The sequence below is a fragment of the Bacillus cereus group sp. MG16 genome (assembly GCF_040459875.1).
In the GTDB taxonomy this organism is placed as follows: domain Bacteria; phylum Bacillota; class Bacilli; order Bacillales; family Bacillaceae_G; genus Bacillus_A; species Bacillus_A paranthracis.
Genome location: NZ_JARVHE010000001.1, coordinates 3,891,077 through 3,906,693, shown reverse-complemented (window position 1 = coordinate 3,906,693; position 15,617 = coordinate 3,891,077). Strand labels below are relative to the sequence as shown.

The window sequence follows — 15,617 nt, the reverse complement described above, 5'->3', positions numbered from 1 at the left end:
TTATGTCAATTTAATTAGGGATGGAAAGCTGTTCAAGACAATGGGGAATGTCTTATAAATTAGGGAGGAACAGCTCCGATACATATACTATAAAAGATAGATGTGACCCCTATGTGGACATAGAGTGAAAGGTATGAGGATTTAAGCAATGATACATATAAAATGATTGTTGTGAGAGTTATAGAGTAAGGATACTTATAATAGAAAGAGTCTTTTCATAAATGAAGTGAAGTTCGAGTATAAATAAAAGTTGAAAACTATGAAAAAAAGGATTATGCTCAACTATATTATAAGAATATAAGGTTTATCCTGCTATTTAAGGTTTTTTATAAGCCTTTAGTTATGAGGGGAAAAAGGGAGCTAGTGAATATGGAAGTAACAAAAAGACAAAGGCTGTATAATCGTTTTATACGATTAAATCCACCACAAATATTAGCATTAGGTTTTTTCTGCTTAATTGTGGTGGGCGGTTTGTTATTAAAGTTACCATTCGCAACGAAAGTACATATTAGTTGGGTAGATGCTTTCTTTACGGCAACGTCAGCAGCAACTGTAACGGGGTTGGGAGTAGTAGATACTGCAAGTACGTTTACGATGTTTGGCGAAATTGTAATTATGTTTTTAATTCAAACGGGCGGTTTAGGTCTTATGACAATTGCCATTTTAATTGTTTGGGTATTAGGTAAAAAAATCGGATTACGTCATCGCTTATTAATTGGAGAGGCGTTTAATCAGACAAATATAGGTGGTCTCGTAAAATTAGTAAAACGTGTCTTTATATTTTCAATTTGTATTGAGTTTATTGGAGTCATCTTTTTATCATTTCGTTTTATTCCAGAGTTTGGCTTTGGAAAAGGTGTATACTATAGTATTTTTCACGTGATCGCATCTTATAATAATGCTGGATTTGCTCTATGGCCGGATAATTTAACAAGGTATGTAGGCGATCCGATTATTAATATTGGGATTTGCTCTTTAATCGTAATAGGTGGTCTCGGTTTTACTGTATTAATTGATATATGGTATAGCCGTAGTTTTCGAAAATTATCGCTTCATTCCAAAATTATGATTGTTGGAACAGTAGCGCTAAATGTGATAGCAATGATTGTGATTTTTGTATTGGAATATAATAATGTGAAGACGTTAGGGAATTTACCTTTAAATGAAAAGTTATGGGCTTCTTTTTTCCAAGGTATTACTCCTCGTACTGCTGGATTTAATACAGTTGACTACGGGGGGATGGAAGAATCATCTATATTATTTACCATGGTTTTAATGTTTATTGGTGCAGGAAGTGTATCAACAGGTGGAGGGATTAAATTAACAACGTTTGTTATTTTAGTTACATCTGTCCTTTCTTTTTTTAGAAAGAAAGAGGAAATTGTATTATTTCAGCGCACAATAAAAATGTCGACAGTAACGAGAGCGTTAGCGATTGCTGTTGCCAGTCAAATTCTCATTTTTGCAGCAGTATTTGTATTAATGCTAACAGAAAACTTCAGTTTTATTCAGTTACTATTTGAAACAATTTCAGCATTTGGTACAGTAGGATTAACGATGGGGATTACTGCAAAGTTATCAGCGTTTGGAAAATGTATGATTATGTTTGTTATGTTTTGCGGATTAATTGGACCGTTAACACTTGTCTTTTCTTTAGCGCGACCAGCAAAACAAAAAATTAAGTATCCATCGGAAGATGTATTTACAGGATAAGGTATCCCGCATAAGCGAGATACCTTTTTCTTTTTAAAAAAGGGAGAACAATAATCCGATAAGCGCTACTCGGAATAAAATTGCGATGAGTGCTGCAATTCCGCCGACTATCGCAGCGATACCACCAGTTACAGTAGCTCCGCGATTATAAGCGTAAATACCTAGTAATACAGAAACAAGACCAAATAATGTTGGGAAGGTAAAGAGTGATAAGATAGATAAGGCAAGAGCGATAAAGCCAGCAGTTGATCCAGCGGCAGACGATCTTACATCATCTTTATGATCCTTCTCGTCGTAATCATAATCAATGCGCTGTGGTGCAACCTCAGCTGCATATTCTTCTTTATAGTCACTATAATCACTATCTATTCTATCTCTTTTTTTGTACTCATCAAATTTCTCAGTCAAAGTCATGACTCCTTTCATAACAAGGTTCAATAGTAGTATGTATCTCTTTTTCCTTTTTATTCGAGTATGTACAGGGAGTCATATCCATTTAAAAAGTGGAGATTGTTTTTTTGAAATAGTAAAAGTTAGTATGACTTCCTCTATTTTGGAAAGTATAAAAAAGAATAATGAGGAAAGGGTGCAATACATAATGGAACATCCAATTGAAAATTTAATGAAAACAGCAATGACAAATTTAAAAGAGATGGTAGATGTAAATACAATTGTTGGCAGCCCGGTTTCAACAGCTGACGGAAATGTAGTATTAACAGTATCTCAAGTGGCCTTTGGTTTTGGAGCTGGAGGAAGTGACTTTAAAGGTGAATTTATTTCCGAAAAACATAATAATGGACAAGGGCAGCATAAAGAAAATAAGCAAAGTCATCCATTTGGAGGCGGAAGCGGGGCTGGGGTTTCTATTAGCCCAGTTGCTTTTTTAGTAGTTGGTTCTAACGGTGTGCAAGTATTGCATCTCAATAGTAGTACACATTTAATTGAAAAAGCTTTAAATACCGTACCAAGCACTGTAGATAAATTTGTAAATGGTCGCTAAAGGTGAACTTGCATTTTTTAGAAATTATGATATATTAGAAAAAGTGCGCTTTAGGATGATCGGAATAATTGAACTGTAAATATATATGATGTGTGGAATAAGGGAGAGGAATTTATGATTAATATCAAAAACTTAGTAGTTGGCTTATGTATGTTAGTAAGCGGTTTTGTTGTATATGTAATAAAAGAAAAAGCTCCATTCTAAAACAGACAAACCGTTATTGTCTGTTTTAAATTTGTGAAAAATGTTGACAAGTTGTTGTATTGATGTTAAAATTTTAATTCGTGTCTCGGTTACAGCTAGTGTAAAGTAAATAAATCTTATAAATATAATACGAAAAGTTTGCGAAAGATCGGGTAGTTTTACCAACAACTTTTGTGAACAAACCCTATAAATTATAATTATAGGCTTTATAGGTATACTAGTGAATCAAGGAGCGGTCAGTGGAACCGTAATGATGAGAGAGAGGTAGGGCTTTCATCCAGTATATGTTACTTTCCCGTTAGGTGAATATAAAAAAGAGGACTCCTTTTCAAAAGGGGTCCTCTTTCATTTTTTAAGTGCGACTTTCAACTTGTTGACAAATTTCATCCGTTGTTAAACCATGAGCTGTAATTACTGAACCCTTAATTGATGCATCTGCAATACCCATCATATTAGAATCTTGCCCAGTTACAACGCAACAGTCGCATCCTTGTGCATCCTGTTCGGAGTTAAGGGGAACGACTTCATGTCCTTGTTGCTTAAGAGCTTGCTGAACATCTGTTAGCGAGTTTTCAACACCGATTTTAGCCATAATTCTCACCTCCTACCATCTAGTTGCTAGTATGCTCAAGTACATCGCATATATTTATGAAAGATGGTAGGATACATTTATCCGACTTTAATGGGCAGTAAGACCCCCACCTCAAAATGCAGCGAAAGCAAAGAAGTTAGGTGGGGGATGAAGAAAACCCCCACTGATTAAAATTTCACTTTATTTGTTTAGTCGTTATATACACCAGTAAGCATTTGGCTTACGAATTGATCGTTTAAAGTATCTTGGGCGGAAGAAGTATTTGAATGGATGTCGATGGAAGCAATAAAATTGTTATGTTTTTTATTATTTGGTTCTACCTCTACATAATTATCGAATTTACAAAAACCTTTCGTATCCATTAGATCAAATAGTTGAAGCATTTCTACTACCTCTTGTCTCGTTCCTTTAATTTGTACACACGCCATATTGGTTTCCTCCTTCATTTTGACAAATTGTTTTTTAAAAATAGGATTATGATTCCGAAATGGAAAATATGAATGTTATTTTTAGACAGCGTTATTTTTACTATTTCCCCCCTTTTTCAGCAAAAGTCGTTGTATATTCCCGAATTTATAAAAACGGACGACCGTTTATTGAATACAATAGATTCGTATCAATTGACGAAAATCCTTCTTTTAAGCAAATATTTTTTTAATGGAAATTGACGAAAAAAATTTTTTGACTTTTTGTAAACGTTAACAATGTTGTTAAATCAATATAATTAAAGATGTACGTACGAATAAAGATTATAAATTTTCTAAAAATTCACTTGATTTATTTAGAAAGGAGAGTAAACTAGGAAACAATAAAAAATTCATAGAACATAGGAGGCGCTTTCCAGTGAACGAGCAATGGATTTTCTTAAATGGAGAATTTGTTCCAAAAGACGAGGCAAAAGTATCAGTATATGATCATGGTTATTTATATGGAGATGGAGTATTTGAAGGAATTAGAGTCTATAGCGGTAATGTTTTCCGTTTGAGAGAGCATCTTGTCCGGTTATATGAATCAGCAAAATCCATCATGTTAGAAATTCCATATTCTTTAGATGAAGTAACGAATATTGTTGTTGAGACGATTCGACAAAATAAATTATCTAATGGATACATTCGCCTAGTTGTATCGAGAGGAGCAGGAAATCTTGGGTTAGATCCTGATTCTTGTAAAAAACCGAATGTAGTAGTAATTGCAGAGCAACTATCTTTATTCCCGCAAGAATATTATGAAAAAGGGATTCCAGTTGTAACAGTTGCAACGCGCCGAAACCGTCCAGATGTATTGTCGCCTCAAGTAAAATCTTTAAATTACTTAAACAATATTTTAGTTCGCATCGAAGCGAAATTGGCTGGAGTACAAGAAGCGCTTATGTTAAATGATCAAGGATACGTAGCTGAAGGCTCAGGGGATAACGTATTTATTGTAAAAGGAAATAAATTAATTACACCACCAAGTTCTGCTGGAGCGTTAGAAGGCATTACACGAAACGCTATTTTAGAAATTGGTGAAAAACTTGGATATGACGTTAGAGAAGAGTTATTTACAAGACATGATGTATATGTAGCTGATGAAGTATTTTTAACAGGAACGGCTGCGGAAGTAATTGCTGTTACGACAGTAGATGGTAGAACGATTGGTTTAGGGCAAACGGGTCCACATACGAATCGTTTACTAGAAGAATTCCGAAAGTTAGTTATAGAAGATGGAGAGAAAATTTATGAAGAAAATAAAGTTGGATAACAACTTTTTATAACATAAGAAAGCGTTGATAGGGAGGAGTAGTTGATTGTGAAGCCTCACAGAGAGTCGGTGGTTGCTGGAAACCGATGGTTCACGTCGACGAACATCGCCCTTGAGTGCTAAGCTGAAGCATTTGTCTAGGCTTAGACGGTAGCTCCGTTATTAGCTAGACTCATTTTATGAGTCACTGAGGCAAGAGTATTCTTGCAAAGAAGGGTGGTACCGCGAAATCTTTCGTCCCTTCAGCACATAGCTGGAGTGTGGACGTAGGATTTTTTTTATTGATAAAAGTTTTTTAAAGGGGGCTTATAAGAACAATGTCTTCAAAAACGGAAGAGAAACTGGCAACTGGTGCACAGCTATTGTTAGAAGCGCTAGAAAAGGAAGGAGTAGAAGTGATTTTTGGTTATCCTGGTGGTGCTGTTTTACCTCTTTATGATGCACTCTATGACTGTGAAATTCCGCATATTTTAACGAGGCATGAACAAGGTGCTATTCATGCTGCTGAAGGATATGCCAGAATTACTGGCAATCCAGGGGTTGTCATTGCAACGAGTGGACCGGGTGCTACAAATGTGATTACTGGTCTAGCAGATGCGATGATTGATTCGTTACCACTTGTTGTATTCACAGGGCAAGTAGCGACAACGTTAATTGGAAGTGATGCTTTCCAAGAAGCCGATATTATGGGGCTTACGATGCCGGTGACAAAACATAATTATCAAGTGCGAAAGGCTTCAGATTTACCTCGAATTATTAAAGAAGCATTTCATATTGCGAGAACAGGAAGACCAGGGCCAGTCGTTATTGACCTTCCGAAAGATATGGTAGTAGAGCAAGGCGAACGATGTAGTGATGCGCAAATGGATTTACCAGGATACAACCCGAATTATGAACCGAATCTACTTCAAATAAACAAATTATTACAAGCAATTATGGTTGCAAACAAGCCATTAATTTTAGCTGGAGCAGGTGTATTGCATGCGAAAGCTTCGAAAGAATTAACAAGTTTTGCTCGTAAATATGAAATTCCTGTTGTGCATACATTACTTGGTCTTGGTGGCTTTCCGCCAGATGATGAACTTTTTCTAGGCATGGGAGGGATGCATGGTTCTTACACAGCTAATATGGCGTTATATGAATGCGACTTACTCATTAATATAGGTGCGAGATTCGATGATCGTCTTACTGGAAATTTAGCTTATTTTGCTAAGGAGGCGACTGTCGCGCATATTGATATTGATCCAGCAGAAATCGGAAAAAATGTGCCGACTGAAATTCCTATTGTTGCAAGTGCTAAGCAAGCGCTCCAAGTATTACTTCAACCAGAAGGAAGGAAAGAAAATCATCATGAGTGGATCTCTTTATTAAAGAATAGAAAAGAAAAGTATCCATTCTCCTATAAACGAAATTCTGAAAGTATTAAACCTCAATATGCAATTGATATGCTATATGAAATTACGAAAGGAGAAGCGATTGTAACAACAGATGTGGGGCAACATCAAATGTGGGCAGCCCAATATTATCCGCTGAAAAATCCTGATAAATGGATAACTTCAGGAGGATTAGGAACGATGGGATTCGGATTTCCTGCAGCAATTGGTGCACAAATTGCAAAGCCTGAAGAACTAGTTATTGCAATTGTTGGTGACGCTGGATTTCAAATGACTCTGCAAGAATTAAGTGTGTTAAAAGAACACTCTTTACCTGTTAAAGTATTTATTTTAAATAATGAAGCTTTAGGGATGGTAAGACAATGGCAAGATGAATTTTATAACCAAAGATATTCGCACTCTTTACTATCGTGTCAACCAGATTTCGTCGCTCTTGCGAATGCGTATGGCATAAAAGGAGTTCGCATAGATGATCCACTTCTTGCAAAGAAACAATTACAGCATGCAATTGAATTACAAGAACCAGTCGTAATTGATTGCCGTGTACTTCAATCAGAAAAGGTAATGCCGATGGTTGCGCCAGGGAAAGGTGTTCACCAAATGGAGGGAGTGGAAAAAAGGTGAAGAGAATTGTTACAGCAACAGTTCGAAATCAAAGTGGTGTGTTAAACCGAATTACAGGTGTTATGACACGAAGACATTTTAATATTGAAAGTATTTCAGTAGGTCATACGGAATCTTCGGACATATCGCGTATGACGATTGTTGTACACGTTGAAAATGAACAGCAAGTTGAGCAGTTAATTAAACAACTCCATAAGCAAATTGATGTTTTGAAAGTATCAGATATTACAGAAGAAGCGATGATCGCAAGAGAACTTGCACTTATTAAAGTAGCAACTTCAGTAGCGAGGGCGGAATTATATAGTTTAATTGAACCGTTTCGAGCCGCTGTAATAGATGTTGGGAAGGATTCCATAGTGGTACAGGTAACAGGTACGCAGGAGAAAGTAGAAGCGTTAATTGAATTACTTCGTCCATACGGTTTGAAAGAAATTGCAAGAACAGGGGTAACAGCCTTTACGCGTAGTATGAAAAAACAAGATAAGCAAGTTATGTTAATTCAATAATCATTTAAATATAGGGGGAAATGAAAATGGCTAAAGTTTATTATGAGAAAGATGTAACGGTAAATGTATTAAAGGAAAAGAAAGTAGCAATCATTGGATATGGCTCGCAAGGTCATGCACATGCGCAAAATTTACGTGATAACGGATTTGATGTAGTAGTAGGGCTGAGAAAAGGGAAGTCTTGGGATAAAGCGAAAGAAGATGGATTTTCTGTATATACAGTAGCAGAAGCAGCAAAGCAGGCTGATGTAGTAATGATTTTGCTACCGGATGAACTGCAACCAGAAGTATATGAAACGGAAATTGCGCCAAATTTACAGGCAGGAAATTCTCTCGTTTTTGCACACGGATTTAATGTTCACTTTGATCAAGTGAAACCACCAGCGAATGTAGATGTATTTCTAGTAGCGCCAAAAGGTCCAGGACATCTTGTACGCCGTACATTTGTTGAAGGCGGAGCTGTTCCTGCATTATTTGCAGTATACCAAGATGCAACAGGAGTTGCGACTGAAAAGGCACTTTCTTATGCTGATGGAATTGGAGCGACGAGAGCTGGTGTATTAGAAACGACATTTAAAGAAGAAACGGAAACAGATTTATTTGGAGAGCAAGCTGTACTTTGCGGCGGAGTAACTGCGCTGGTGAAAGCTGGATTTGAAACGTTAGTTGATGCTGGATATCAGCCGGAACTTGCATATTTTGAATGTTTACACGAACTGAAACTTATTGTTGATCTTATGTATGAAGGTGGACTTGAGAATATGAGATATTCAGTTTCAGATACAGCGCAGTGGGGCGACTTCGTATCAGGGCCACGCGTTGTAACGGAAGATACGAAGAAAGCGATGGGTACAGTGCTAGCAGAAATTCAAGATGGTACATTTGCAAGAGGTTGGATTGCAGAGCATAAAGCAGGAAGACCGAATTTCCATGCGACAAATGAGAAAGAGAATGAACACGAAATCGAAGTAGTTGGACGTAAATTACGTGAAATGATGCCTTTCGTACAGCCGCGAGTAAAGGTAGGGATGAAATAATATGAAGCAGATTTTGTTCATGGATACGACGCTACGTGATGGCGAACAATCACCAGGAGTGAATTTAAATGAACAAGAGAAATTGCAAATTGCAAGGCAATTAGAAAGACTAGGGATTCATGTTATGGAAGCTGGCTTTGCAGCAGCTTCCGAAGGGGATTTTCAATCGGTAAAACGTATCGCGAATACAATTCAAAATGCTACAGTTATGAGTTTAGCTAGAGCGAAAGAAAGCGATATTCGAAGAGCATATGAAGCTGTGAAAGGTGCGGTATCTCCTCGTTTACACGTATTTTTAGCTACGAGTGATATTCATATGAAATATAAACTTTGTATGTCAAAAGAAGATGTATTAGATAGTATTTACCGCTCGGTTACACTTGGGAAGTCGTTATTTCCGACAGTACAATTTTCAGCAGAAGATGCGACAAGAACAGCAAGAGATTTTTTAGCTGAGGCAGTAGAAGTTGCGATTCGTGCAGGAGCGAATGTAATTAATATTCCAGATACAGTTGGATATACGAATCCAGAAGAATATTATTCTCTTTTTAAGTACTTACAAGAATCCGTTCCTTCATATGAAAAAGCAATTTTCTCTTGTCATTGTCACGATGATCTTGGGATGGCTGTAGCAAATTCGCTAGCTGCAGTTGAAGGGGGAGCATTGCAAGTAGAGGGAACAATTAATGGAATTGGTGAAAGAGCAGGGAATGCGGCATTAGAAGAAGTCGCAGTTGCTCTTCATATTAGAAAAGATTTCTATCAAGCAGAGCCTTCTATGACGCTAAAAGAAATTAAAGCGACAAGTACATTAGTAAGCAGATTAACAGGTATGGTTGTACCGAAAAATAAAGCAATCGTTGGAGCGAATGCATTCGCTCATGAATCCGGAATTCATCAAGATGGTGTATTAAAAGAAGTGACAACATATGAAATTATTGAACCAGCGCTAGTAGGTGAATCTCAAAACCTATTTGTACTTGGGAAACATTCTGGACGTCATGCGTTTACAGAAAAAATGAAAGAGCTTGGTTATGAATTTACAACGGAAGAACGAGATGCGGTGTTTGAAGCGTTTAAAAAATTAGCTGATCGTAAGAAGGAAATTACTGAGGAAGATTTACGAGCACTTATGCTTGGTGAAGCAGCATTTGCGGCTCAGCAATATAACATTACGCAATTGCAAGTACATTTCGTATCAAATAGTACACAATGCGCGACAGTTGTACTAAAAGATGAGGAAGGAAATGTATTCGAAGATGCAGCTACTGGCTCTGGTAGTATTGAAGCGATTTACAATGCAATCCAAAGAATTTTAGGATTAGAATGTGAATTGGCGGATTATCGCATACAATCCATTACACAAGGTCAAGATGCACTGGCTCATGTTCATGTTGAATTAAAAGAAGGAACACATCAAGTATCAGGTTTTGGTGTTGCACAAGACGTATTGGAAGCGTCGGCAAGAGCATATGTCCACGCAGCGGGGAAATTGAAATCTTTTATCCAGCTTGTGAAATAAGTGTTTGATAGGTGAGAGGGGCTATTCTCACCTATCAAATTAAAGTTCTGAAAATTCAGTTAAAAGGGGTGTTGAAATTGGAAAAACGTATCGTTTGTTTAGCTGGTGATGGGGTTGGACCGGAAGTTATGGAAAGTGCGAAGGAAGTATTGCATATGGTAGAAAGGTTATATGGTCATCATTTTCATTTGCAAGATGAGTACTTTGGCGGGAGTGCTATCGATTTAAATGGGCAACCATTACCACAACGAACACTTGCCGCTTGTTTAGCAAGTGATGCGGTTTTACTAGGAGCAGTTGGTGGACCAAGGTGGGATAGTGCGAAAGAAAGACCAGAGAAAGGATTATTAGCTTTAAGAAAAGGACTCGGTGTATTTGCGAACGTTCGCCCTGTAACGGTAGAAAGCGCAACGGCACATTTATCGCCATTAAAAAAGGCTGATGAAATTGATTTCGTTGTCGTTCGTGAATTAACAGGTGGGATTTATTTTTCTTATCCGAAAGAAAGAACCGACGAAGTAGCAACAGATACACTTACGTATCATCGCCATGAAATTGAACGTATCGTTTCTTATGCCTTTCAATTAGCGAGTAAGCGAAAGAAGAAAGTAACATCTATTGATAAGGCAAATGTTTTAGAATCTAGTAAACTATGGAGAACTATAACAGAAGAAGTAGCACTTCGTTATTCAGATGTTGAACTTGAACATATTTTAGTAGATGCAGCTGCTATGGAGTTAATTCGGAATCCAGGACGGTTTGATGTAATTGTAACAGAAAATTTATTTGGGGATATTTTAAGTGACGAAGCTTCCGTATTAGCTGGATCATTAGGAATGCTTCCGTCAGCAAGTCACGCGGAAAAGGGCCCTTCGCTATACGAGCCTATTCACGGATCAGCACCGGATATTGCCGGAAAAAATAAGGCAAATCCAATTGCGATGATGCGCTCTGTTGCCATGATGCTTGGGCAATCGTTCGGATTAACGAGAGAAGGGTGTGCAATTGAAGAAGCGATTTCAGCAGTCCTTAAATTAGGAAAATGTACAGCAGATATCGGGGGGACTGAAACGACAACTTCATTTACGAAGGCAGTAATGCAAGAAATGGAAGAGCAAGCACTAGTAGGGAGAGGAAGATAATGGGGAAAAGGTTGCTAGATAAACTTTGGGAAAGACACGTAGTTGCGACAAATGAAAATGGATTAGATTTATTATATATCGATCTGCACCTTGTTCATGAAGTAACGTCACCGCAAGCCTTTGAAGGCTTGCGGCTTACAAATCGAACGGTACGCAGACCAGATTTAACATTCGCAACGATGGATCATAATATTCCAACGAAAGATGTTTGGAATATTACCGATCGCATTGCGAAGCAGCAACTAGATACACTTCGGGAAAATTGTAAACAATTTCAGGTGCCGTTAGCGGATATCGGAGATGAAGAGCAAGGGATCGTTCATGTTATCGGACCAGAACTTGGGCTCACGCAGCCAGGAAAAACAATTGTTTGTGGTGATAGTCATACAGCGACGCACGGTGCGTTTGGTGCGCTAGCGTTTGGTATTGGTACGAGTGAAGTGGAACATGTATTGGCAACGCAAACGCTGTGGCAAAGAAAACCGAAAGCGATGGGAATTGAACTAAAAGGAAAATTACAGAAAGGTGTTTACGCAAAAGATATTATTTTGCATCTCCTTTCAAAGTACGGTGTAGCAGTTGGAACTGGATACGTAATGGAATTTTACGGAGAGACGATTCAGGCTATGGAGATGGAAGAGAGAATGACGCTTTGTAATATGGCGATTGAAGGAGGAGCAAAAGCAGGTATTATCGCGCCAGATGAAAAAACAGTTGCTTATGTAAAAGGACGTAAATATGCACCGAGAGACTATGAAACTTTCGAGAAGAAATGGTCTGAACTTTATACAGATGCAGATGCAATTTATGATTTACATATTTCGATAGATGTTACAGATTTAGCGCCATACGTTACGTGGGGAACAAATCCGAGTATGGGAGTTCGTATTGATGAGAAATTGCCAGAAAAACATGATGTAAATGACGAAAGAGCATTTTCTTATATGGGATTAAGCCCTGGACAAAGTACGTATGATATTCCAGTTCAGCATGTTTTCATTGGATCTTGTACAAATTCCAGGCTCTCTGATTTAGAAATTGCTGCAGCTGTTGTGAAAGGGAGAAAGGTAAAAGAAGGTGTGCGAGCACTCGTTGTGCCTGGATCGAAAAGAGTAAGGGACGCGGCGATGCAAAAAGGACTACATCACATATTTGAAGAAGCGGGATTTGAATGGAGAGAACCTGGATGTTCCATGTGTCTTGGAATGAATCCAGATCAAGTACCTGAAGGAGAGCATTGCGCTTCAACTTCAAATCGTAATTTTGAAGGGAGACAAGGAAAAGGAGCACGAACGCATTTAGTTAGCCCAGCAATGGCGGCAGCAGCTGCGTTATATGGTCATTTTGTTGATACTAGAAAGGAGAGTTATGATGGAGCCATTTCGTATTCATAAAGGTACTGCCGCAGTACTTATGAATGATAACATTGATACAGATCAAATTATTCCGAAGCAATATTTAAAGAGAATTGAAAGGACGGGGTTTGGAAAATATTTATTTGATGAGTGGCGATATGATAATGAACGAAACGAAAAACCTAATTTCCCACTTAATGCACCAGATAGAAAAGGGGCAAGTATATTAATTACAGGTGATAATTTTGGATGTGGTTCTTCAAGAGAACACGCACCTTGGGCACTTGCTGATTATGGTTTCCGCGTAATTATCGCGGGAGGGTTTGCAGATATTTTTTATATGAATTGTATGAAGAATGGTATGTTACCAATTGTAATGGATAAAGAAATGCGAGAAAAGCTTGCCAAAACGGATGCAAGAGAACAAATAGAAGTAGATTTAGAGAATGAAGTAATTACAACAAGTACGCACAGGTTTCATTTTACAATCGAGAAAATGTGGAAAGAGAAATTATTAAATGGTTTAGATGAAATTAGTATTACAATGCAATATGAACAAGAAATAAAAGAGTATGAAAGAAGGGTAGCTGTATATTAAAAGATAACGGAATATTTAAAATGTATTTACATTCAGAATTAAGTGTTATATACTATGTAAAAATTAGTGGAGAAAGGGAGTAAGTATTATGAAAACAATGCAATCTATTAAAATGCTTACACAACTACATCATCATACATAAAACCCTTGAACCTAGCGTGAAAACGAGTAGGTGCAAGGGTTATTCCCGTTGTACCTACTCGCTACTAAAGAGCCTTGTAGGTATATTTTATCTACAAGGCTCTTTTTATTTTCGGTTTAGGTGCATGAAATAAGCATACATTAGAAAGGGAAAGGTGTGAGAATTTAGATGACAAAATGGAAACGGGCAAACCCAAATGGAACGAGAGATTATTTATTCGAAGAATGTACATTAATTGAAGAAGTGGAGCAAAAATTAAGGCGTACTTTTTTAGAGAGAGGTTATGAAGAAATAAGGACACCAACAATTGAATTTTATGATGTATTCGCCTTTCAAAGCAGGCCGATAGATGAAGAAAAGATGTATAAATTTTTTGATGAAAAGGGACGGATTATCGTATTGCGTCCAGATATGACAATTCCTTTAGCGAGAGTGATGGGGGCGCAGAGGTGTGATGCGCCACTTAAAGTGACGTATAGCGGAAATGTATTTCGAGCGAATGAGTCCCTTACTGGAAAATATAATGAGATCGTGCAAAGTGGTATTGAAATTATCGGTATTGATAATGTAAGAGCTGAAATTGAATGTGTTATAAGTGTTATTCAATCACTTCAAAAGTTGAAAGTGCAATCTTTTACAATAGAGATTGGGCAAGTGCAGTTATATAAATGTATTGTTAAAAAGCTCTCCATTCATGAGGAAGAAGAGAAAGTTCTTAGAACATATATTGAAAGTAAAAACTATGCCGCTCTATCAAATTTTATTAGAGAAAAGAAATTAGATCGATGTGATGAAACAGTAAGGTTACTGGAGAAATTACCAAGGTTATTTGGGAATTTAGAAGTAATTGAGGAAGCAGAAAAACTTGCCTCAAGTAATGAAATGAAAATGGCTATTGCAAGAGTGAAAGAAATATATGAAGCAATTGAAAAACTAGGCTATGGACCTTATATATCAATTGATTTAGGAATGATTCAACATTTGGACTATTATACAGGTGTTATTTTCAAAGGGTATATATATGAAATTGGAGAAGAAATTGTTAGTGGTGGAAGATATGATGAGTTAATTGGAAATTTTGGAGAAATGTTGCCGGCTGTTGGACTCGCGGTGCAAGTTAATCAAATTGTGAAGGCGCTGCAGGAGCAGCAAGAACCATATGAACGAAAGAGAATAGATATTATGATTCATTATGAGTTAAATAGATTAGCAGAAGCGGAACGGTTACGAAATTTACTTCAAAAGGACGGGAAAAAAGTAGAGATATCTTTATTTTCTAATTTAAATGACACCTTTCAATTTGCAAGAAAAAATCAAATAGTAACGGTCGTTGAGGCAAAGAACGAATCGTTAGTGGAATATGTATGGAACGAGAAATGGGTAGTCCAGAAAGAAGGAGAAACTTCATGCGTAACATTCAAATTGCGTTAACGAAAGGGAGATTAGAAAAACATGTGATTCCACTCTTTGAGCAGATTGGAATCGATTGTTCAGAGCTTAAAAATAAAGGACGAAAGCTTGTCTTTCAAAGTAAAAATACAGATATCTCATTTATTTTAGTGAAAGCAGTAGATGTTGCTACTTATGTAGAACATGGAGTAGCGGATATCGGGGTCGTTGGAAAAGATATTTTAATGGAAAACGAGAAAGATATTTATGAAATGTTAGATTTAGGAGTAGGTGTGTGTAAGTTTTGTGTTGCTTCTATTCCTACTTATAATCCGAAGAGCTACCGGAAGAAACGTATTGCGACGAAATATCCACATATTACTTCTAACTATTTTCATGATAAAGGAGAGGATGTAGAAATTATAAAAATAGAAGGTTCTGTAGAAATCGCTCCTATTCTTGGGTTGGTAGATGCGATTGTTGATATTGTTGAAACAGGAAAAACATTACAAGAAAATGGACTCATTGTATTTGAGGAAATGTATTCTATATCTGCTCGAATGATTGTAAATAAGGCTGCATTAAAAACTAAAAAAGACGAAATATTCAGTATTATAAATATGATGGAGCAAGAAATTTTGTCAGGAAAATAGGGGGAC

At 37.1% G+C, this 15,617-nt stretch carries 16 protein-coding genes and 1 other annotated feature; of the genes, 13 read left to right on the top strand and 3 right to left on the bottom strand.

Going from position 1 to position 15,617, the window contains the following annotated elements; genetic code table 11:
- Positions 1 to 369: 369 nt before the first annotated feature.
- Positions 370 to 1,713, top strand: coding sequence for a TrkH family potassium uptake protein (locus tag QCI73_RS20230; protein ID WP_353823621.1), 1,344 nt, complete (start codon positions 370 to 372; stop codon positions 1,711 to 1,713).
- 33 nt (positions 1,714 to 1,746) lie between these two features.
- Here the strand turns inward: QCI73_RS20230 and QCI73_RS20225 are convergent, their stop codons facing one another.
- Entirely contained in the window at positions 1,747 to 2,139 is a 393-nt protein-coding gene (locus QCI73_RS20225) for an imidazole glycerol phosphate synthase (RefSeq protein WP_002020776.1), read from the bottom strand.
- Between the two features lie 112 nt (positions 2,140 to 2,251).
- On the opposite strand from QCI73_RS20225, the gene ytfJ reads away from it, so the two are divergent.
- Together ytfJ and QCI73_RS20215 are read left to right on the top strand one after the other, a co-directional pair.
- On the top strand, positions 2,252 to 2,713 hold the full coding sequence (ytfJ, locus tag QCI73_RS20220; protein WP_001997038.1) for a GerW family sporulation protein: 462 nt from the start codon (positions 2,252 to 2,254) through the stop codon (positions 2,711 to 2,713).
- Between the two features lie 114 nt (positions 2,714 to 2,827).
- The gene (locus QCI73_RS20215; RefSeq protein ID WP_000608225.1) at positions 2,828 to 2,917 is read left to right on the top strand and encodes a hypothetical protein; all 90 of its coding nucleotides are present in this window, start codon (positions 2,828 to 2,830) and stop codon (positions 2,915 to 2,917) included.
- Between the two features lie 352 nt (positions 2,918 to 3,269).
- On the opposite strand, the gene QCI73_RS20210 is transcribed toward QCI73_RS20215, so the two are convergent.
- Both QCI73_RS20210 and QCI73_RS20205 read right to left on the bottom strand, forming a co-directional pair.
- Entirely contained in the window at positions 3,270 to 3,509 is a 240-nt protein-coding gene (locus tag QCI73_RS20210) for a YkuS family protein (RefSeq protein ID WP_327924665.1), read from the bottom strand.
- Between the two features lie 188 nt (positions 3,510 to 3,697).
- Positions 3,698 to 3,937, bottom strand: coding sequence for a DUF3911 family protein (locus tag QCI73_RS20205; protein ID WP_000752509.1), 240 nt, complete (start codon positions 3,935 to 3,937; stop codon positions 3,698 to 3,700).
- A 415-nt stretch (positions 3,938 to 4,352) separates the two neighbouring features.
- Between QCI73_RS20205 and ilvE the strand changes: the two genes are divergently transcribed.
- The 10 genes from ilvE (at position 4,353) to hisG (ending at position 15,611) form a co-directional block, all read left to right on the top strand.
- Positions 4,353 to 5,249, top strand: a complete 897-nt coding sequence (ilvE, locus tag QCI73_RS20200; protein ID WP_001005497.1) for a branched-chain-amino-acid transaminase — start codon at positions 4,353 to 4,355, stop codon at positions 5,247 to 5,249.
- Positions 5,250 to 5,265: 16 nt separating this feature from the next.
- Positions 5,266 to 5,494 (top strand) — a binding site (T-box leader).
- A 72-nt stretch (positions 5,495 to 5,566) separates the two neighbouring features.
- Positions 5,567 to 7,267, top strand: a complete 1,701-nt coding sequence (gene ilvB, locus QCI73_RS20195) for an acetolactate synthase large subunit (protein WP_353823620.1) — start codon at positions 5,567 to 5,569, stop codon at positions 7,265 to 7,267.
- Positions 7,264 to 7,773, top strand: coding sequence for an acetolactate synthase small subunit (ilvN, locus tag QCI73_RS20190; protein WP_000822948.1), 510 nt, complete (start codon positions 7,264 to 7,266; stop codon positions 7,771 to 7,773). The genes ilvB and ilvN overlap by 4 nt, the downstream gene beginning before the upstream one ends.
- 26 nt (positions 7,774 to 7,799) lie before the next feature.
- Positions 7,800 to 8,810 carry a ketol-acid reductoisomerase gene (gene ilvC / locus QCI73_RS20185; protein WP_327924636.1) on the top strand — a complete coding sequence of 337 codons (1,011 nt, stop codon included), beginning with the start codon at positions 7,800 to 7,802 and terminating at the stop codon, positions 8,808 to 8,810.
- Between the two features lies 1 nt (position 8,811).
- Complete coding sequence (leuA, locus tag QCI73_RS20180; RefSeq protein WP_353823619.1) at positions 8,812 to 10,332, top strand: 2-isopropylmalate synthase; 1,521 nt, start codon at positions 8,812 to 8,814, stop codon at positions 10,330 to 10,332.
- Between the two features lie 77 nt (positions 10,333 to 10,409).
- Positions 10,410 to 11,474 carry a 3-isopropylmalate dehydrogenase gene (leuB, locus tag QCI73_RS20175; protein WP_353823618.1) on the top strand — a complete coding sequence of 355 codons (1,065 nt, stop codon included), beginning with the start codon at positions 10,410 to 10,412 and terminating at the stop codon, positions 11,472 to 11,474.
- Entirely contained in the window at positions 11,474 to 12,868 is a 1,395-nt protein-coding gene (gene leuC / locus QCI73_RS20170) for a 3-isopropylmalate dehydratase large subunit (RefSeq protein WP_242260672.1), read from the top strand. Before leuB ends, leuC begins: the two co-directional genes overlap by 1 nt.
- On the top strand, positions 12,846 to 13,427 hold the full coding sequence (gene leuD, locus QCI73_RS20165) for a 3-isopropylmalate dehydratase small subunit (RefSeq protein WP_353823617.1): 582 nt from the start codon (positions 12,846 to 12,848) through the stop codon (positions 13,425 to 13,427). The genes leuC and leuD overlap by 23 nt, the downstream gene beginning before the upstream one ends.
- A 310-nt stretch (positions 13,428 to 13,737) precedes the next feature.
- Positions 13,738 to 15,000: an ATP phosphoribosyltransferase regulatory subunit gene (hisZ, locus tag QCI73_RS20160; RefSeq protein ID WP_353823616.1), complete on the top strand. Its 1,263-nt coding sequence runs from the start codon at positions 13,738 to 13,740 to the stop codon at positions 14,998 to 15,000.
- Complete coding sequence (hisG, locus tag QCI73_RS20155) at positions 14,976 to 15,611, top strand: ATP phosphoribosyltransferase (protein WP_001244478.1); 636 nt, start codon at positions 14,976 to 14,978, stop codon at positions 15,609 to 15,611. The genes hisZ and hisG overlap by 25 nt, the downstream gene beginning before the upstream one ends.
- The last annotated feature ends 6 nt before the right edge of the window (positions 15,612 to 15,617 follow it).

What these genes read in the sequence shown, in the direction of transcription:
- QCI73_RS20215 (WP_000608225.1), top strand. Translation starts at nt 2,828, where the DNA reads ATGATTAATATCAAAAACTTAGTAGTTGGCTTATGTATGTTAGTAAGC.
- QCI73_RS20225 (WP_002020776.1), bottom strand. Translation starts at nt 2,139, where the DNA reads ATGAAAGGAGTCATGACTTTGACTGAGAAATTTGATGAGTACAAAAAA.
- leuC (WP_242260672.1), top strand. Translation starts at nt 11,474, where the DNA reads ATGGGGAAAAGGTTGCTAGATAAACTTTGGGAAAGACACGTAGTTGCG.
- ytfJ (WP_001997038.1), top strand. Translation starts at nt 2,252, where the DNA reads ATGACTTCCTCTATTTTGGAAAGTATAAAAAAGAATAATGAGGAAAGG.
- hisG (WP_001244478.1), top strand. Translation starts at nt 14,976, where the DNA reads ATGCGTAACATTCAAATTGCGTTAACGAAAGGGAGATTAGAAAAACAT.
- ilvB (WP_353823620.1), top strand. Translation starts at nt 5,567, where the DNA reads ATGTCTTCAAAAACGGAAGAGAAACTGGCAACTGGTGCACAGCTATTG.
- ilvC (WP_327924636.1), top strand. Translation starts at nt 7,800, where the DNA reads ATGGCTAAAGTTTATTATGAGAAAGATGTAACGGTAAATGTATTAAAG.
- leuA (WP_353823619.1), top strand. Translation starts at nt 8,812, where the DNA reads ATGAAGCAGATTTTGTTCATGGATACGACGCTACGTGATGGCGAACAA.
- QCI73_RS20230 (WP_353823621.1), top strand. Translation starts at nt 370, where the DNA reads ATGGAAGTAACAAAAAGACAAAGGCTGTATAATCGTTTTATACGATTA.
- QCI73_RS20210 (WP_327924665.1), bottom strand. Translation starts at nt 3,509, where the DNA reads ATGGCTAAAATCGGTGTTGAAAACTCGCTAACAGATGTTCAGCAAGCT.
- leuD (WP_353823617.1), top strand. Translation starts at nt 12,846, where the DNA reads ATGGAGCCATTTCGTATTCATAAAGGTACTGCCGCAGTACTTATGAAT.
- hisZ (WP_353823616.1), top strand. Translation starts at nt 13,738, where the DNA reads ATGACAAAATGGAAACGGGCAAACCCAAATGGAACGAGAGATTATTTA.
- QCI73_RS20205 (WP_000752509.1), bottom strand. Translation starts at nt 3,937, where the DNA reads ATGGCGTGTGTACAAATTAAAGGAACGAGACAAGAGGTAGTAGAAATG.